The 20,464-nt window shown below is 31.1% G+C and carries 15 protein-coding genes; 1 reads left to right on the forward strand and 14 read right to left on the reverse strand.

Features of this window, described 5'->3' with window-relative positions; genetic code table 11:
• The first annotated feature begins 1 nt into the window (after window position 1).
• Window positions 2–811 carry a TPM domain-containing protein gene (locus ABDZ93_RS15415; RefSeq protein ID WP_343827350.1) on the forward strand — a complete coding sequence of 270 codons (810 nt, stop codon included), beginning with the start codon at window positions 2–4 and terminating at the stop codon, window positions 809–811.
• 78 nt (window positions 812–889) lie between these two features.
• Here the strand turns inward: ABDZ93_RS15415 and ABDZ93_RS15420 are convergent, their stop codons facing one another.
• From ABDZ93_RS15420 to ABDZ93_RS15485, 14 genes are all read right to left on the reverse strand, one after another.
• A complete protein-coding gene (locus tag ABDZ93_RS15420) occupies window positions 890–1,750 on the reverse strand; it encodes an undecaprenyl-diphosphate phosphatase (RefSeq protein ID WP_343827351.1) in 861 nt (286 codons plus the stop codon).
• A gap of 336 nt (window positions 1,751–2,086) precedes the next feature.
• Window positions 2,087–2,482 carry a PqqD family peptide modification chaperone gene (locus ABDZ93_RS15425; RefSeq protein ID WP_343827352.1) on the reverse strand — a complete coding sequence of 132 codons (396 nt, stop codon included), beginning with the start codon at window positions 2,480–2,482 and terminating at the stop codon, window positions 2,087–2,089.
• Window positions 2,483–2,691: 209 nt separating this feature from the next.
• Entirely contained in the window at window positions 2,692–4,623 is a 1,932-nt protein-coding gene (locus ABDZ93_RS15430; RefSeq protein ID WP_343827353.1) for an OPT family oligopeptide transporter, read from the reverse strand.
• Window positions 4,624–4,835: 212 nt separating this feature from the next.
• The gene (locus tag ABDZ93_RS15435) at window positions 4,836–6,278 is read right to left on the reverse strand and encodes an aminoacyl-histidine dipeptidase (protein ID WP_343827354.1); all 1,443 of its coding nucleotides are present in this window, start codon (window positions 6,276–6,278) and stop codon (window positions 4,836–4,838) included.
• A gap of 332 nt (window positions 6,279–6,610) precedes the next feature.
• Window positions 6,611–7,813, reverse strand: a complete 1,203-nt coding sequence (gene gltS / locus ABDZ93_RS15440; RefSeq protein ID WP_343827355.1) for a sodium/glutamate symporter — start codon at window positions 7,811–7,813, stop codon at window positions 6,611–6,613.
• A gap of 267 nt (window positions 7,814–8,080) precedes the next feature.
• Window positions 8,081–9,415, reverse strand: a complete 1,335-nt coding sequence (locus tag ABDZ93_RS15445) for a TolB family protein (protein WP_343827356.1) — start codon at window positions 9,413–9,415, stop codon at window positions 8,081–8,083.
• Window positions 9,416–9,553: 138 nt separating this feature from the next.
• Window positions 9,554–10,339, reverse strand: a complete 786-nt coding sequence (locus ABDZ93_RS15450) for an EFR1 family ferrodoxin (RefSeq protein ID WP_343827357.1) — start codon at window positions 10,337–10,339, stop codon at window positions 9,554–9,556.
• 175 nt (window positions 10,340–10,514) lie between these two features.
• Entirely contained in the window at window positions 10,515–11,402 is an 888-nt protein-coding gene (locus ABDZ93_RS15455; protein ID WP_343827358.1) for a tocopherol cyclase family protein, read from the reverse strand.
• Window positions 11,395–12,834, reverse strand: coding sequence for an FAD-dependent oxidoreductase (locus ABDZ93_RS15460; RefSeq protein WP_343827359.1), 1,440 nt, complete (start codon window positions 12,832–12,834; stop codon window positions 11,395–11,397). Before ABDZ93_RS15460 ends, ABDZ93_RS15455 begins: the two co-directional genes overlap by 8 nt.
• 111 nt (window positions 12,835–12,945) lie before the next feature.
• Window positions 12,946–13,659 (reverse strand): phosphatase, encoded by a 714-nt coding sequence (locus ABDZ93_RS15465; protein WP_343827360.1) that lies wholly within the window; start codon window positions 13,657–13,659, stop codon window positions 12,946–12,948.
• Between the two features lie 125 nt (window positions 13,660–13,784).
• The gene (locus tag ABDZ93_RS15470; RefSeq protein ID WP_343827361.1) at window positions 13,785–15,626 is read right to left on the reverse strand and encodes a 5'-nucleotidase C-terminal domain-containing protein; all 1,842 of its coding nucleotides are present in this window, start codon (window positions 15,624–15,626) and stop codon (window positions 13,785–13,787) included.
• Window positions 15,627–16,025: 399 nt separating this feature from the next.
• On the reverse strand, window positions 16,026–17,813 hold the full coding sequence (locus ABDZ93_RS15475) for an ABC transporter ATP-binding protein (RefSeq protein WP_343827362.1): 1,788 nt from the start codon (window positions 17,811–17,813) through the stop codon (window positions 16,026–16,028).
• On the reverse strand, window positions 17,813–19,540 hold the full coding sequence (locus ABDZ93_RS15480) for an ABC transporter ATP-binding protein (protein ID WP_343827363.1): 1,728 nt from the start codon (window positions 19,538–19,540) through the stop codon (window positions 17,813–17,815). The genes ABDZ93_RS15475 and ABDZ93_RS15480 overlap by 1 nt, the downstream gene beginning before the upstream one ends.
• Window positions 19,541–19,801: 261 nt before the next feature.
• Window positions 19,802–20,089, reverse strand: a complete 288-nt coding sequence (locus ABDZ93_RS15485) for a DUF503 domain-containing protein (protein ID WP_343827364.1) — start codon at window positions 20,087–20,089, stop codon at window positions 19,802–19,804.
• Window positions 20,090–20,464: the final 375 nt, after the last annotated feature.

Genomic DNA, 20,464 nt, shown 5'->3' on the forward strand with positions numbered 1-20,464 from the left:
GATGAAGAATAAAAGTAAATTTTTAAAGCACTGCCTTTCTTTACTTGTTGTTATACTGCTATTCTTTTCTTCTAGTGTATTAGCAGAAGATACTTACCCTAGTCCAACTAAATATAAATATCTAAATGATTATGTTGGTATTATAAACAATGAAGATGCCAATAAAATTGTTTCCTTAGGTAAAGAACTTGAAGATAAAACTGGTGCTCAAGCCGTAGTTGTTATTGTAAAGTCACTAAATGGGGTTCCAATTGAAGATTATAGCAATAAACTTTTTAGAAATTGGGGAATAGGTCAATCAGGCAAAGATAATGGTCTTTTACTTCTTGTTGCTATAGATGACAGACAATGGAGAGTAGAGGTAGGTAGAGGTCTTGAGGGTGCTATACCAGATGCGCTATCTAATAGAGTTATGACTTCTATTGCAAAACCAAGTTTTATAGATGGAAACTATGGTGAAGGTATTTTGAATAGTTATAGTGTTCTATGTGATTACACTAGTAAAGAATACGGTGTTACTCTAGATAAATCCTTGAATGTGAAAATGCCTAGTGAAGATGATAATGCTGATAATGGTGGTTTTAACATATTTATATTTGTAATTATCATCATCTTTGTATTTATAGATTCCATCTTCAATAGAGGTAGATTTTTAAGAATGCTATTTTGGACTGGCAGAGGTCCTAGAGGCGGTTCTGGTGGAGGCTTTGGTGGCTTCGGCGGTTCTGGGGGCGGTTCTTCCGGTGGCGGCGGCTTTGGTGGCTTCGGTGGCGGTTCCTCAGGTGGCGGAGGCTCCTCAGGTAGTTGGTAGTTATTAATTTTAAAAAGAGAACAAATTCATTTTTATAATGAATTTGTTCTCTCTATTTTTTTCTAAATTATTGTTTACTTAAGGCACTAAGGTAATAACCTTTGTAAATACTAATACAGCAAGAAGTACCCCTACTGCTATTCTGTATATAGCAAACACTCTCATAGGCTTTTTCTTTAAGAAAGTAACGAATTTGTCCATAACTATTATTGATACTACAAAAGCAACAATAAACCCTACTATTAATGCAACCCATAGAGTTGGAGTCATAATAGAGTAATCAAATTCAAATAAATCCTTAGCTGATGATCCTACCATTGCAGGTACTGCTAAGAAAAATGAGAACTCTGCTGCTATAGGAGTTGAAAGTCCTGCAATCCATCCTCCAATTATGGTAGATGCACTTCTTGACATGCCTGGCCATACAGCGAGAACTTGGAATAATCCTACCTTTAATGCTTGTATAGGTGTTATGTCATCTATGTTTTTAACAGCCTTAGTCTTTCTTTTTCTGAAAAAATTCTCTACTATAAGTAATAAGAATCCCCCTACTATTAATCCAATAATTACAGATTGAAGATTAAACAAACTTTTAATTTGCTTATAAAATACTACCCCTACTATCCCCATCGGAATACATCCAATTAATACATTGATTCCAAATCTAAATCCAGTTTTACCCTTTTTGCCTTTTGTGAATATGTATTTAAAAAATTCTATTACACTATCCTTAATCTTCTTCCAGAATAATACTACTACTGCAAGTATTGCTCCTAGTTGAATAACTACCTCAAACATTTCGGCAAACTCACCATGGAAGTTTATGATACTACCAACTAATATCATATGTCCTGTAGATGATACTGGAATAAACTCTGTTAATCCCTCTACAACTGCAATGATAATTGCCTTTAATATAAATATCAAATCTAAACCCACTAATTTTCACTCCTTCTTACTTCTACTGATTTTGGCATACATATAGTTTACCTTACATGGATAAATAGAACAAGAGGACAACCTTACATATAACTTTCAATTATGTAATGTTATCAACCTTAAGCCCTGTCATACCTTCTGTCTACATGTCTATTGAATTTTTAAACTTTATGTTAAAAATACCTATTACTAAGCTTTTTAATATTCTAACATTTTTAAATTGAATTTCTTATTTTAGAACAAAACATAAGGACTATCTAAAAAAACACTAAGTCTTAATTTCTCTAGCACTTAGCCTCTTTTAAAACAGCCCTTAATTACATTGTGAGATAAAGATTAAATTTCAACATCCTTACCATATTCTTTGAACTTTATCCAACCTCTTTTAGATATATACTTTAAGTAAGTTACTAATCTATATAACTCTCCATCTACATTCTCTTTATAAGTATCTGCCATAAGTTTTGCAATATCATAGACGGTTCTTTTTCCATCTATGTATTTCCATACTGTGGAACATCTCTCATCTAGTTCTAATTTAGTTTCAGGAGTTCTTTTTACCATCCAAGCTAGAAACTTTTTAACTGGATCAGTAACTTTTATATGTATAATGACTTTGCCATCTTTTTCTTCCCAGTTTTGATTTTTAATTTCTGGTATATAAAGGGCAAAGTTATGTTTTGTATCTTGAGCTTGATTTTCTAATTCTTCTTGTTTTTTATTATTTTTCATGCAAAATTCCTCCTAACTTATTTACAACTAATAAATATAAGATATTCTATGATTCCAATGATTATCCTTTATTATGTACAATTAAGTTATTATAATATATTAAATATTAAAATCGCTTGTCCACAGATAGACTTTACCTGTGGCAAAGCGATTTTAAAATTATTATAAATATCTTATTTGAAAATAAGTATCTTCTTTAAAAGTTATAACTATTTAACAGCCTTATCTTTTTTACAAGAGAACATGTAAATCCATAATCCTAGTAATAAGAACATTACGCAAGCAAATAAGTTGCTTTGAGTTATTCCAGTTAAGAAATTCTTACCAAATGCTATATCCACATTAGCAGCTACTAGTCCAGCTACTACTATACCCATTAATGCATCTCCAGCAACTAGCCCTGATGCAAGAAGAGTTCCTTTTTCAACAACTTCTCCTCTTCTATCTTGATCCTTAGCGAATTTTCTTTCAACGATTTCTCTGATTATTCCACCAACTAAGATAGCAGCATTTAATGTTATTGGAAGGTATATACCAAGAGCAACTGGTAATATTGCTATTCCAGCTAATTCACAGAATAATGCAATTGAAGCTCCTACTATTATTAATGTCCATGGTAATTGAGCTGTCATAATACCTTCAACAATCATTTTCATAAGTGAAGCTTGTGGTGCAGATACAGCTTCACTACCTATTCCATAAGCAGTGTTTAACATATTAATTACAAGTGCAGAGAATACACCAGCAATTGCAAGTGCTATAAACATTCCTAATTGAACTTTTTTAGGTGTACCACCAATGATAAATGTAGTTTTTAAACTTTGTGCAGCTCCACCAGCTACTGCTATAGCAACACAAACAACTCCACCTATTAATATACATCTAGACATTTGATCTTGACCTACTCCACCAGTCAATTTAACTATAGTAGTTACAAATAACATTGTAGCTATAGTCATTCCTGAAACTGGATTGTTAGATGCTCCAATTATACCAACCATTCTAGCAGAAACAACAGCAAAGAAGAAGCTGAATAAAACTGCCATGATTCCACCTACGAATCCACCATTGATCATTGGTAACAACCAAGTTAATGCAAATCCAAAGGCTGCTGCCATAATAACCCAAGTAAGTGGAGCTTCCATGTCAATTCTACTAACTTTATCATTTTTACCAGCACCAATTCCACCCATTGCTTGTTTAAAGCTTGTTATTATTGTTGGCATAGATTTAGCAAGTGAAACAAAACCACCCATTGCAACTGCGCCAGCGCCAATATATTTAATGTAATTAGACCATATTTCATTAGCGCTCATCTCAGCTATAATTTTTGTAGCAGGATATAGCGGTTCTACAAGTCCAGTTCCTAAGAATTTAATTAGCGGTATAAGTGCAAACCAAGCTATAACAGAACCACCAAACATAAGTAAAGATGCTCTAGTACCAACTATAAATCCAACACCAAGAAGTGATGCTAATGTGTCAAATCCCATCATTGTACCTTGATAGCTTTTAAAAACATAAGTAGCTTGTTCTCCCCAAAGTGCAAATCCACCTGAGAAAAGTTTGTATCCAGCTCCAACTCCAAGTCCAGTCATAACTGTTTTGAATCCTTGTCCACCTTCACTACCAGTTACAAGAACTTCAGCTGCCGCCATACTTTCTGGATAAACTAAGTTTCCGTGCTCTTCCACTATTAAGTATCTTCTAAGTGGTGTAATAAAGAATACTCCCATAACTCCACCAATTATTGTAACAATAACAACAGTTAAAATACTTAAATTTAACCCCCATAAGATTAATGCTGGTAAGATAAATATAACTCCACCGGCGATAGACTCTCCCATAGCAGCTAAAGATGCTACTACGTTAGCCTCTAGGATGTTATTTCTCCTAAACATTCCCTTTAATACTCCAGTTGCAATAATAGCACCAGGAATACCAGCTGATATTGTCATACCAACTTTTAGACCAAGATACGTATTAGCTGCGGCAAAAACACATGCCAAAATAATACCTAAAATAATTGAGTAACCTGTCGTTTCAGGCATTGCCATTGATGTTGGGACAAAGGGAACATACTCTTCACCTTTGCAACCACCATAAGCATTTTGAGATAATTTTCTTTTTTCTTGGCTCATTAACTTTTCCTCCTTTTTGATCTTAAACAAGGCACCCTAAAGAAGTCTCTAATTTATATGTTTTAAAGTTAAATTTATCATGAAACTATATCTTCATCTTGTATCAATAATCTTAATAAAGATATAAACACATTAATTAGTACTTCCCAGGATGCCCAATTTTTTATCTTAAATATCTAAAGTAAAATTAACTCTAGGTATTTATTTAGTATTTATTTAATATTTTCTAATAATGCTTTTATGAAGTTCCATACTCTTTCAACAGATGATATACTCATATGTTCATTTGGAGTGTGTACATCAAATAGATTTGGTCCAAAGCTTATCATATCCACATCTGGCATTTTTTCTTTTAAAAGCCCACATTCAAGTCCTGCATGGATAGCATCTATTTTGGGCTCTTCACCAGCAACATTTTTATATGTTTCTATACATAAATCTCTTATTGGTGAGTTTGGTTCATATTGCCATTCTGGGTAATCTGAATCATTAATAACTTCAGCTCCAACTAATTTTGCTACTATATCAATTCTATCTGTAATTGCATTTTTCAATGTTTTTACAGAACTTCTTACAGCAGAAATGAAAGTAACTTTTTCTTCACTAAACTCTATTACGCCTAAGTTAAGACTACTTTCAACTAAGCCTTTAATATCCTCACTCATAGTTTGAATTCCATTTGGAGCCACTACTAAATAAGAAACTATTTTTTCAGTTACTTCCTTAGTTAATTGTTTGCTAGCTTCTGATTTTTCAACTATCACAGTTACATCTGGATCTTGTATTCTTAACTCAGTTTTAAATATTTCTAATGATTTTGTAGCTATTTCTTTAACTTTTTCTATATCTTTAGCTGCGACTGTAATTGTAGCTTCTGCTTCACGAGGAATTGCATTATTTTTAGCTCCTCCACTTATATGAGAAATATTAAAATCTACTTCTTTGTTTATGGCATTTAATAATCTTCCCATAAGTTTATTAGCATTTCCTCTTTGTTTTATTATTTCCATACCAGAGTGTCCGCCTTTTAAGCCTTTAACTTCTAGTTTTAAAACTTCATTAGAGGCATCTTCCCATTGAGTATTTATATTTACATAGTTAGTAACTCCACCAGCACAGCTTACAAGGAATATTCCTTCTTCCTCTGAGTCAATGTTTAATAATATTTTTCCATCAAGATTTTTAGGATCTACTGCTATAGCTCCATACATACCTGTCTCTTCACCTGTAGTAACAAATAATTCTATAGCAGGATGTTTTAACTCTTTTGAATCTAAAATAGCTAATCCATAAGCTACTGCTATTCCATTATCTGCTCCTAGTGTTGTTCCATTAGCATAAAGATAGTCTCCTTCGATTCTAAGCTCTAATGGATCATTTTCAAAATCATGTACCTTATCCTTATTCTTTTCGCAAACCATGTCCATATGACCTTGGATTGTTACTACTGGTGCATTTTCATATCCCTGCGTAGCAGGTTTTTTAATAATTACGTTTAACTCATCATCTTGTATTACTACAAATCCTCTTTCTTTACCAAAATTAGCTAGATAATTACTGATAACCTTTTCATTACCTGAACCATGAGGTATTTTAGTTAATTCTTCAAAATAACCAAGAACTTTTTCTGGATTTATTCCATTTAATATAGACATAAAAATCCCTCCATTATTTGTATTTATTATGCAATGTAAGTTGCAACAATATATTCCGTGATTCGACATATTGTGTTGTTTAACTTATAATTTAAGGTTAATTTTATACTTATAAATCCACAAAGTCAACAGATATAAATATAAATATCTATAAAAAATTCATATAAAATCTATTTAAGTTTTCTATTATTATATCTTTTAAGATTTAATTTCTTACATTTTAAGTTAAGAAAAAGCAACATACTATTTACATTTCAAAAGTATATTGCTTTTTCTTTTATATTTTAATATTTTATTGTATCTCTACTCTATGATAACTTATATTCATAGCTTCAATGAATTATATTTATAAATAATGTAATAATTGCTGAATTTACGAAATCAATAAATAAGCATCCTACAATTGGTACTACAAAATATGGGGTAGGTGCAAATCCAAATTTAGTTGAAAGTGCATCCATATTAGCTACAGCATTAGGTGTAGCTCCCATTCCAAATCCACAATTAGCGGATGCAAAAACTGCTGCCTCATAATCTCTACCCATAACTCGAAAGGTTATGAAGTAGGTAAATAATCCTATAAGAATTGTTTGTGCAAATAGCATAACAACCATAGGAATTGCTAAATCAAGTAGTTCCCATAATTTTAATCCCATGAGAGCCATAGATAAAAAGAATGATAGGCTAATACCTCCAATATTTTCAATTTCTTTTTCCACTAGCTCAGTCTTTGTAGCATCACAAATATTTCTTATAATTGCTGCTACTAGCATAGCTCCGATATAAGATGGGAAAGTTAACCCTATCCCCTGAATGAAATTAGATATTACAGAGCCTATTCCCATTGCTATAAAAATCCAAGATGCACCTAACATTAATCTTTTGTGACATAGTATATCTTGATTGTCTTCATTAAAATCGCCTAGTGGAATAGAGCTATCATTATCTTCACCCATAATAGGTGTCTTAAGGTTATGACGTATAATTAGTGTTCTAGCAATAAATCCACCAATTATACTTCCCATGACTAGTCCAAAGGTCGCAGACGCAAAGGATACAGTAGTTGCGCCTGCAATTCCCATTTCTTCTAGAATCGGCCCAAAAGATCCTGCTGTACCATGACCACCTACCATAGGAATAGATCCTGTACAAATTCCTAATAAGGGTTCCAAATTAAACAAAGTTGCTAGAGAAACACCAACTATATTTTGTAGAATTACTAAAAGAGCTGATAGAATTAAAAATGTTACTACTTTTATACCACCCTTTTTTAATATTCTAATACTAGCCGTAAATCCAACACTAGTAAAAAATGCAGTCATAAAAACATTTTGTAGAGTTGTATCTAAATTAATAGTTATAAATCCTGTAAGCCTAAATATAAGCATCAGTATTGCAAAAATAAGACCTCCTACCACCGGAGCTGGTATGCAATACTTTGATAATATAGATATTTTTGTCTTTAAGTATTTTCCCAAATAAAATACCATAGAAGCTAATGCCATTGTTTGAAATATGTCTAATGTCAATTCCATAAATTTTTCTACCCTTCCATCTTATGTATATCTCAGTGCATAAACAAAGTTCTTTGCTTCAGGGGTCGTTTTTTACTCCCACTGAAGCTTACTAACAGAGTTCTAAGTATCAATATTTTTGATACTTAGAAGTCGTTGTCCTTTAGGGGAACTCTTTGCCCTTTAGGAGAAATTGTTATCCAGGGACGTAGCAGCTCTTTACTCCCATTTTAAAGAAGATGTGAGTATTAGAGCTGGTAGTCATCGGATAAATATTATAAATTCAAATCATTGAGTTATTTCCGTATTATGGAATACCTTCTTAATATCGTAATGTCCATAATACCAATAATACTCATTGATAGGTGCACTGTCATCCGTATTTAAAATGCCATCAGTTATAATCTGTTCCTTTTCCCCCTTCTTCCCTTTAATTAAAGAAAGTTTATTTTCTTTATCTTTTCTTATAAATATAAATTCATTATCATTATTGATATATCTAGGATAAAAATCCCATCCTGATCCTGAATTAGTTAATTTAGTTATTTCATCATTCTCTAAATCTACTTCATAGATATGTTGATTATCTGATTGTACCCACTGCTGAAGATTTTCACTATAAGTTGAAGCAGAATATATTATCTTTTTACCGTCACTAGAATAGCTAGGTGTCATAGCTACTTCTCCATCCTTAGTGACTTTTCTAAAGCTTTCATCTTCTACATTAAAGATTCCTAAAGTTTTATCTACGTTCATAAACCTATATGCTCCATTTATAATAGCTACTAAATTATCATCTGTAGGTGATACAGACATCATATCCTCATAAGTTAGAACTATAATTTCTTCATTAAGTACTTCTTTACATTTGTCACTTTCATCATTGTAAATTCCTATAGGCACTCCATCTGCTGTAATAGATGCAGAATTAGGCCTACACCAAACAATTAAATTAACTCCATTAATAGAGATGGCAGCCATCTTTGGATCCAACCCTAAATCACCATTCTGAGAATTTATAGGTATATATGGTACCACCACTTTCTCTTTCTTAGATACTAAGTTTAATTTAACTACTCCTAAAGGTAACTGATAATTATCCGAATTACTTTTTTTCATGATATTCTTTACTGCAAATAAAGAGTTATCTCTTCCTAATAAAATTTGTGTATAAAACTCTTCTCCTTCAGTCAACACTTCTTTGGTTTTATCTTTAACTCCAAATATATATGCTCCTCCTGTAGACATAGAATAAATTAAATTTCCATCCTTATTCCATTGATAAGCAGTAATATTGTCATCTACCTTAATAGCATTATCTACCTTTTTACGAAAATCTATTTTGGTTATATACAAGCTATTCTTAATATCTCTATAGGCTACATATCCATTCTCACTTATAATTGGCTCTCTATAATCACCCATATTAAGCATTATTTTTTCTGAAGAATTATTAATATTTACTGCCCAAATACCATCATCTTTTATAACTACTGCAACCTCTATTTTCTTATCTTCTTTTCTCCCAGTTAAAATATAACTTCTCTCCTTAGCAAAAGCTGTACCACATAATATAAAGCTCAAAATAAGTAATACAAAAATACCCTTAAATAAGTTTTTCATGTATAAACTCTCCTTTTAAATTTGGTACTCTTATTGTTATTTTTATTATAGAATTATATACACATTTTAAAAGGTAAGATTGCAACAATAAAGGAAGTTTTTAAGTAGTTCATTAAGCTTTATAGAATTCTTATTCAGTTATATATTCATTTCACTTACAGCAATTTTAGGATTTCTATATTTCTTTTTATTAGTTGTAGATTTTCCATATTGGATGGCTTCCTTAGGACAATAACTTATACATGCTAAACACTGGCAGCAGTTATCTCTCCATTTAGGAACTTTATCAACCTTAATACATTTAGTATTGCATACTTGTTCACAAAGCTTACATCCTATACACTCATCTGTAACACGAAACTTTTTAGTGTTTATAGCTAGCTTATTAAATATAGGATTAGCTATAGCTGTCATAATTTTAGGCATAGGTCCTTTTTCAACCTTAAACACATCCTTAACTTTATTACTTATAAGATTGTTTATTTCCCCTAGCGTCTCTAAAGCCTCAGACATCTTTCTATTCACAATATCATCTTCATCTGCTTTTCCAAGGATAATGTAATTATTAGGCATGACAATTGAAAATCCACTATTTAGCTTTAACCCCTTAGCACCTAGCTTTTTACCTAGTATATTCATGTTATTTCCTATGTTCTCACCACAGGTTACTACTGCTGTTAAATAATTATTCTTATAGTTATTTAATTTTAACTTACTAATGAATTTAACTACTGGTGCTGGTGGTGACCAAGCATAGATAGGGTAAACAAAAATTACTTTTTCTCCTACCCTTAAGTTATACTCATAAAAATCTTTATCTTGTTTCATCTCTTTTGATATTGAAATTAATTCTTCACCGTGATTACTAGACAAGTTTTTCGCTACATATAAAGAATTTCCTGTTCCTGAAAAATAAAATACCATGAATAACTCCCCCATATAGATTTTTTTGCTGTTATTTTAATATATCATATAGATATGTATTTATGAACAATTAATTTTTCTAAAATATTAAACTAGCACTTTAATATTTTAAGCGCTAGTTTAATATTGATTTTAAATTTAGTTTATAATAACAGATACATGGTTATTTTTAATTCTATTTATCCACATATTCAAAACTACAGTTATCACTATCAATATTAAACTCTAAATTATTGTCTATATAGAATTTAAAGTTAGCTGAGCAAGCTGTATTCTCACGAATAGTTCTGCACATATTTCCACTTGAAGGTGCTAATAACTTTTGTGGATTTTCATTGGTAATTTTTACATCTAATTCATACTTACCTCGTTTTAAGATTAATGACTTACAATTATGTTTAAGAATTCTAACTCCGTTGTAGGTAGCTAATCTATATTCTCTTCCTTTGTAATATACAACACATATACACCCTTTAAAATTCAATCCCATAAAAGGTATATCTGCTATAGCTGCCATTATAGATATATTTTCACCTCTAAAATCATTACACTGAGTCCATAAATAAGTTTTAGGGAAAGAGTTGCCTCTATCTGTTTCAATATACCCAACCCCATCTTGAAAATCTATCTCTTCACCATTAATAGTCAATCTTCCTCTTAGCTTATGATATAGACTAATAATGCCATGGCTACATTCCATAAAAGGTATAACACCAAAGGGTCCCATAATATCATACTTTATCGGAGTTAATGATTCATATTCTATTTTTCCATCTATAGTTAAACTTTCATCCTTAATATGGATTTCAATGCCCTTTGAAGAAAATGTGCTATCGCCAATTTTTATTTTTAATTTATCTTTATAAACTATAAACTTAGAAAAACCATAATTTATATTATAGGAGTTTCTATTAGTTATCACCTGTATAAAGGCTGACCTATTTCCCTTACTATCAATATTTATACCTGGTATAAAAGATATAGTATTCTCACCCTTCTGATGTTTAAAATACCAGCCTTCAAAAAAATCCTTTTTTCTAGCATAAGCTTTGAAACTACTCATCATATAAACCTCTAATAGCAGGACTTTCTATCCAATTACCCTTGTAATCAAATCTAGAGCCGTGGCAAGGACAGTCCCATGATAATTCATCAGGATTCCATTGAAGTTCACATCCTAAATGAGGACATTTCGTAGTTACCGTAAATATATTTCCTTCATTATCTTTGTATACTCCAACCTTTTCTCCTTTATACTCTATAATTCCACCATGACCAGTTTCAACACTCTCTACCTGTTCACTTGGAATATAAATTTTTTGTGCTATGAAATTCTTTGCAGTTTCTAATACATCCTGTTTTAGATTTTTACTTGATGCAGACATATCAAACCTTGTAGGAGAAAATATCTCTGCAAAATCGTTTTTCTTTCCGGATATCATGTCAGATAAAATCATAGCTGACACCATAGAAGATGTCATACCCCACTTTTTGAATCCTGTTGCCACATATAAATTAGGAGTTTCAGTAGAATATTGACCTATGTAAGGTATCTCATCTACAGGAATGCAGTCTTGAGCCGACCAATGATATTTTTCCTTAGCATTAGGATATAACTCCCTCGCCACCTGTCTTAGTTCTTCATACTTGCCACCAGCTTCATTCTTACCAGTTCTATGAGAGCCTCCACCGAGCAATAGTAAGTCCTTATAGTTTCTAAAGGAATATCCCCAGTTATCAATACCAATATACATACCATTGACATCCTGAGCATTTTCTAAGGCTATAACATAAGACCTTTCTTGATGCATCCTTAAAAAGTAATATCCTGGTGTATTCATAATTGGATAATGAGTAGCTACTACTATTGACTTAGCAGCAACCATACCCTTATCTGTAACAACTAAACCTTCTTTAATTTCTAAAGCCCTAGTGTTTTCATATATGGTTAAATCTTCAGAAATAACCTCTAAAAATTTAAGAGGATTAAACTGACCTTGCTTATAAAACTTTAATGCTGCTTTAACTTTAAAAGGTAGATCTATATTTTCTAGAAGCTCAGCTTTTATTCCCAGCTTAGTTGCTGCATCTAATTCATTTTCTAGTGCTTGAACATTGTCCAAGGTATATACATACGCATCCTTCTCTTCAAAATCGCACTTAATCTCTTCTTCTTCAATTATTTCTCTATATTTTTTTATAGCTAATTCATTGGCATTTGCATATTGCCTTGCCTTATCTTCTCCAAATTCTTTAATTAACTTATCATAAATTAAATAATGTTGGGAAGTTATCTTTGCAGTAGTATTTTTTATATTTCCGCTACAAATCTCCTCAGCTTCGATTACAACTACATTTATTCCTTTTTTCTTTAATAAGTAGGATGTTAATAATCCTGCTATACCACCTCCTATAACTGCTACTTCTGTTTCTATGTCTCCATTTAAGGATTCTCTCTTTTTAAAGTTACAACTTTCACTCCATACGGATTTCATAAAATCACCTCATAAATAGTATTCCATTTTAGCGATTTTATACACAATTAATTATTAATAAAAGTGATATATCCACACAAACATAACATTTTGTTGATATACCACTTTATATTATCTTTTCCCTAATACATACTCTAAGGAATCCATATTAAAGTTTAAAACAAGTTCTTCGGGAAAATTTATTTCCTTAAGCAACTCATAGCATGATGAAAACTCTCCTACATCATAATAAATATGAGCATCACTTCCCATGATTATTTTAACTCCATGTTTTCTACATAGGTTTAATAGAGTCGTTTGATTTTCTCTAGCATTACGTCTAAAACTCTTTGGAGATATGGATGTATTATTCATTTCAAAAACCATATTTTTTTCTTTAGCCGCTAATACTACTTTTTCATAATCCAAAGGAAATCTACTATCATCGGGATGACCTATGATTTTAACATAAGGATTATCCATAACCTTTATTAAAGCATTAGTATTTTCCTCAATGGTTCCTGGTGTTATACAAGGTGGATGCATACTAGCTATGACATAATCAAGCTCTAGTGCCAGCTCCTCTTGCACATCTATTCTACCTTCATAATCCATTATGTTAGCTTCTATTCCCTTTAGAATTCTAACTCCCATAATTTCATCCTTAATCACCTTTAAATTATTAAAATAATATTCATGAGCTGTACCTGGCATAGATATAGCATGATCAGAAACTCCAAGGACCTTTAGCCCCTTATATCTAGCTTCCTCAATATTTTCCTTTAAAGTACTATAAGCATGCCCACTAGAAATAGTATGAGTATGTAAATCCATTAAAGCCTTCATTATGTCCCTCCATTACTTTATTTTTCCTTAGTCCTATCACTACCCTCTATCTTACCCTAAAACTGCATAATAAAAAACTACCTACTAGTAAAAATATCTTTACTAGTAGGTAGCTACCTTAATTTTTATGCTGATTTTTTCTTTTTAATTATATATCCACCTAGAGCAATTGCCATAATTCCCATAGTTCCAAATACATCTGGTGTTATTGGAGCACCAGTTTGAGGTAATTTACTTGGTTTGCTTGGTTTATTAGTATTTGGGATTGATGGCTTATTTTCTTCTGGTACATTAGGTTCTGTTGGTTTTTCTTCTTCTGTAGGCTTATCTACAGTTGTATCTTCTCCTGCTACTAATACATTAAAATCTAATTCAGGAGCACCATTTTTGTTCCATTCTTCAGCCATTGCATCTCTCATAACTACATTTGTGTTAACTGCATTTATAGCATTAGAGAAGTCATATTTATCTCCACCTGTTAACATAAAGTCATTTATTGCTACAGAATAGTATTTCTCCATATCAATTTTAGTTCCATCATTTAATCTTATAGATGAAACTTTGCCACCTTCTGGGTTATACCAAACTTTTATACCTGCAAATTGCCCCCATGCAAATCCTTCAGTATTAATTCCGTGTTCTATGATGCCATATAGGTCTGAACCCTTAACATCAAGAGTTACTATAGTGTTATCAAAAGGAAGAATCTCGTACATATCACCAACAGTGACATCTCCTTGTTCTAGACTTCTTCTAATTCCACCACCATTAGTTACAGCTATTTCAGTTCCTACTATTTTTCGCATAGTTTCTGCTACAGTTACACCAAGTGGAGTTACTGCAGTGTTTTTATCATCATGACTTAAACGTTCTTTAAGTGAAGTTACCTTTTTCCCTAATATTTCACTTAAACCTTCCTTTATATTCTTTACTTCCTTTAGTACATTTTCATCTACTGGAAGGGTGGCCTCTTTACCTAAAAACACATCAGCACTAGGTTCTACATCTAGAAGTTTATTGCTATCATCAAAGGTAAATGTAAGTTTAGCTAAGGCTCTACCATTGTATCCACCTTCTACTACTGGCACTCCATTAACCTCTCCTGAAACTACAGCATGATTATGACCTGCAATTACAGCATCTACACCTTCAATTTTTGCTATATCAGCAGCTTCTCCAGTTATTTCTTTTGTATTACTATCTTGATATGCTCCAGCATGTGCTATAACTACTACAGCATTAACCTTTTCTGTTTCTCTAAGTACTTTATTCCATTTAGCAACAGTTTTTACTGGATCTAAGAAATCTACATCTTTTACATTTTCAGCTAAAGTAGAAGTTGCTGTTTCTGGAGTAGAAATTCCTATTAAACCTATTTTTACTCCATTTCTCTCAACTACTTTATATGGCTGTGCATAGCTTACTTTTTCTTCAGTGCCTTTTTTAACTATATTTGCAGCTAGAAATGGGAATCCACCCTCATTTGCCCAAGTATTAATATTATCAACACCCCAGTCAAATTCATGATTACCTATGGCAGATGCTTCAAGACCCATAGCCTTAGCCATAGCTGTTACTGGTTTACCCGTGGTGAGGTTGGAAATAGCAGTACCTTGATATAAATCTCCTGCTGATACTGATATAACACCATATTCAGTATTAGTTTTAGCTTTATATTCATTTACAACTCCTGCTAATTTTGCAGCTCCAATATTTTTACCTGATTCCAATACATTTCCATGGAAATCATTAAAGCTTAAGATATCTACTATCTTTTTACCTGTACTTAAATTAGTAATCTCTAGTGATTGCTCCTCTACATTGCTTTCGTCATCAACTACGGCTTGGCTATTATTTATTTTGTCATTATCTTCTGCATATGCCTTAGTGATATTTACTGGCATTACTAAGGTTGCAAACAAGAATAATGACATTATAAATGCCGTAAGTCTTTTTTTCTCTTTCATATCCTTTCCCCCTAAATATAATTTAATAAGGAACATAGTAGACCATATGCCTTATATCTTATATTGTATTCTCCATTATTTTACTTTTCAATAATTTTGTGCTTGTTTTGTAATTTATTTCATTGCAAAATAATTTAGTCACAACTTTAAAATAAAAATTCAATAGGATTTTAAGTATAAACTATTTAAATATGAAGCTATAAAAATATGTTCCTATTTAAATATAGAACTATACAACTATTTAACTAGTTAAATAGTTGTTGTCACTGTGCAGATTTCATGATATCTAGTTGCTTAAATTATAAAATTAAATCCATATTTAAAGTTGTATTGCTCCATACATGTATATTTAAAAAAATATAAAAACGTCTCTTAAAAAGAGACGTTTTTTAATAATATTTAACTACTTATTTCTTCATTATTTCTAAATTGACTATTATAAAGTTTCTCATAGAAACCACCCTTTGCCATTAGTTCTTCATGATTTCCTTGCTCTATAATATTACCTTCGTCTATAACTAAAATTAAATCTGCACTACGGATAGTTGAAAGTCTATGGGCGATAACAAAGCTTGTTCTTCCCTTCATTATATTCTTCATAGCTTTTTGAAGTAATAGCTCTAGTCTAGTATCTACAGAGCTTGTTGCTTCATCTAATATTAGTATAGCTGGATCTGATATTATAGCTCTAGCAATAGTTAACAGCTGCTTTTCACCTTGAGATATATTAGATGCTTCTTCATTAAGAAACATGTTATAACCATCAGGAAGGGTTTTTATAAAGTGGTGTACATTAGCTATCTTAGCAGCTTCTATTACTTCCTCTTTAGTAGCATCAAATCTACCATACTTTATATTATCGTAAATTGTACCATTATATAGCCATGTATCTTGAAGAACCATTCCAAATATTGAACGTAAATCTTCCCTCTTCATATCTCTAATGTCTACTCCATCTATCTTTATAGCTCCACCTTTGACATCATAAAATCTCATAAGTAAGTTTATAAGAGTAGTTTTACCTGCTCCTGTAGGACCTACAATAGCTACCATCTGTCCACTCTTAACCTGTGCACTTAAGTCCTTTATTAATGGTTTGTCATCACTATATCCAAACTTAACATGTTCAAAGGTAACATTACCGCGTGGATTTTCTAATTTTATTGAATTCTCTTTATCTGGAATTTCCTCTTCTTCATTTAATATCTCAAATACACGATCTACTGCAGCAAAAGCTGATTGTATAGCTGAAGATAACTGTGTTACTTGAGAAAGAGGTTGGTTTATCTGCCATATATAACGAATAAACGCTTGTAGATTTCCTACAGTAATGACACCGGCTATGGCATTAATTGCACCTAACACTCCAATGGCTGCAATTCCTAAGTAACTTACTAGAGAAACTAGGGGTGACATTATACTTGATATAAATTGAGCTTTAAATCCAGTACTACAAAGCTCTTGATTAATACCTCCAAATTCTCTTATAGCATCATCTTGCTTTCCATATAGCTTTATCTCATTAAAGCCAGTATACATCTCCTGAACCTTACCATTTAGGTTTCCTAGAGCCTTTTGTTGCTTATAAAACAGCTTCTGTGATTTTCCAACTATAAATCTTGATATGACATAACTTATAGGTATTATAAGTATAGCTACTAATGCCATCTTCACATTTATTGTAAACATCATTATTAATGCTAAAGTTAATGAAAGAACTGCATTAACTACTTGAACAAAACTTTGCTGCAATGCATTAGATATGGTATCTATATCATTTGTAATACGACTTAATATATCTCCATAACTATTTTTATCAAAATAACTTACTGGTAATCTTCTAATTTTATCTTGAACAGTATTTCTTAAATCCCTCATGGTATTTTGAATTGCATTAGTTAGCATGAAGCTAGCTATATAGGTTGATACTGTACCTCCTACATATATAAAGGCTAAAACTATTAAAATTTTTATTATATAACTAAAATTTACTGAAGCTCCTGCTACTCCTTTCGCCATATCAAAGGCATCCTTAGTAAGCTGAGTTATAATTAACCCTTCTGTCATGGGAGCTAGAGCAGTAAAAATCGCTGCTATAATTACAAATATTACGGCACCTATAAAAGGCCATTTATATGGTTTTACAAAGGGAGAAATTTTTCTTACTGTATTTTTAATCTTCTTCATTATGCCAACTCCTCCTTTGTTAATTGTGATGATGCAATTTCTTTATATATATCACAATTTTTCAGTAACTCTCTATGAGTTCCTATTCCAACTACTTCACCTTCATTTAATACTATAATTTTATTAGCATCCATAATAGAACTTATTCTTTGAGCAACTATCAATACTACAGCCTCTTTGGTTTCTTTTTTAAGCTTAGCTCTAAGAGTAGCATCTGTTTTAAAATCTAAGGCAGAAAAACTATCATCAAAAATATATATTGCAGGCCTTCTTATTATAGCTCTTGCAATAGATATTCTTTGCTTTTGACCTCCAGATACATTACCTCCTCCTTCACTTATTAACTCCTCAAACTTCTTAGGTTTTTTAATTATAAAGTCATAAGCTTGAGCCACCTTTGAAGAATATTCAACCTCTTCTACAGTAGCTTTCTTTTTACCAAATCTAATATTTGTATCTATACTTCCTGTAAATAACCTAGTCTTTTGAGGTATAAATCCAATTTTTTTACGTAAAATCTTTAAATCATATTCTCTAATATCTATTCCATCTATCTTTATACTTCCTTCAGTAACATCATAAAATCTAGGAATTAGGTTTATTAGTGTGCTTTTTCCACTACCAGTACTTCCTATAAAAGCAATGGTTTCTCCTTTTTTAGCTTTAAATGAAATATCTTTAAGAACAGCTTCCTCTCCGTCTGGATAAGTAAATGTAACTTTATCAAATTCTACAGTTCCTTCATTATTACTTCTCTTGATTCCATTCTCAGGATTCTTAATAATAGGTTCAGCATCCAATAGCTCTTGTATTCTATTAGCTGAAACTTGTGCTTTGGGATACATAACAAATACAGTTGAAAATAACATAAGTGAAAACATAGCATGGAATAAGTACTCTATAAAGGCAACTAATTGTCCAACTTGAAGAGTTCCCGCATTTATCATATTACTAGAAATCAAAAATATGGCTATGATTGCTAAATTAAGTATTAAGAAGAAGCTTGGCTGAGATATAGACATAAGCTTGAAAAGTTTCTTTGAAATCTGAGTATAATCCTTATTAGTTTCAGCAAACCTTTCTCTTTCATGATCATCATTACCAAAAGCTCTAATTACTCTGATTCCTGTTAGATTTTCTCTTGATATTCTATTTAATCTGTCTAAATTTTTCTGCTGTGTTTCTGACCAAGGATGAGAAATTTTAGCTATTATGAATACACCAATAATTATAAATGGTAATGTAACAGCTAATATACTTGATAAGGATGAACTTGTTTTAAGTATCATCACTAAGCTTACTATAAACATTACTGGCGTAATCAACGCTAATCTCAGTAATATATTTATAAATTGCATTACTTGAAATGCATCGTTGGTAGTTCTAGTAATCATTGATGATATACCAAATCTATCATATTCACTATGAGAAAACTCTTGTGATTTCTTAAATATATCGTTTCTGATATCTCTAGTTATACTAGTAGATATTTTAGATGAACAATATCCTAATAAAATTGTTCCTAAAACACCTATTATAGAAATAACTACAATTATGAGTCCCATGGTTTTTATATAATTTATATCACTATTAGCTATTCCCTTGTCAATAACTTTAGCCATAATAGTTGGTATTCCAAGCTCAACTAAAGCAAAGCCAAATACTGATATAATATTAATCATAAGAAGCATTTTATAATTTTTTAAATACTTTAAAATTAATTTCATTTTATAATTCCTCCTTTGTAAATATTTTTTAATGCTGATAATATAAATTAATAATTTAATTATTTGTTCTATAATTAAATTTAATTATTTACCACTATTAGAATATAATACCCACAGCTTAACTATGAAGTCAATGGAATTTATAACCGTGAATACAATTACATAAAGAGTTACTAATATTTATTATTTTATTTCCTCTATGCATGTTGTAACCTTCACCTTTTAAATATCTTCTAAAATTTTTCATCATTTAATACCACATCAAAACACATCTTCTTCACTCTCAATTTTAATTATTTCTGCATCTGTATTTTCTTCTATAAATGTTATTATACTTTCCATGGTAGAATCTACTTGGGCTGATGTTCCACAAATTCCTGCAACACCTATAACCAATGTTTGATGTGTATCTTGTTCATCAACTTCACCAACAGAAATATTAAATTTATTTCTTAGTCTTTGCATTAAACTTTTTATTACCATTCTCTTTTCCTTTAAAGAATGTACCCATGAGGCTCTTAGCGTAACACGCATAAGTAATATTTTCATTATATTATCACTCCATTAATTTGATATTTTATACTAATTTTCATAAATTTCAATATTTTTAGATTTTATGTTCTTCAATAACAAATCCATTGATATAACTGTAATTAAGGTTCCTAGAACAAGTCTAAACTATTCAATTTAAATTTTTTTATTTTTAAAACCTTTAATTATTTTACTTAATCCTAATTCATGTATTTTTTATTCACTTTTAAAATAGTAAAAATCATCAATTACATCCAATGTACCCTATAAATCTAATTTTATCACAGTATTCCTATATATATCCTTAATTGTTCTTCTTTTATATACATCCTATAATGATAAGGGGATTTCTTATAAACAGAATTCTTTGCTTCAGAGGACGGTTTTATTCCC

The sequence above is a fragment of the Clostridium subterminale genome, from assembly GCF_039521425.1.
Classification (GTDB): Bacteria; Bacillota; Clostridia; order Clostridiales; family Clostridiaceae; genus Clostridium_J; species Clostridium_J subterminale.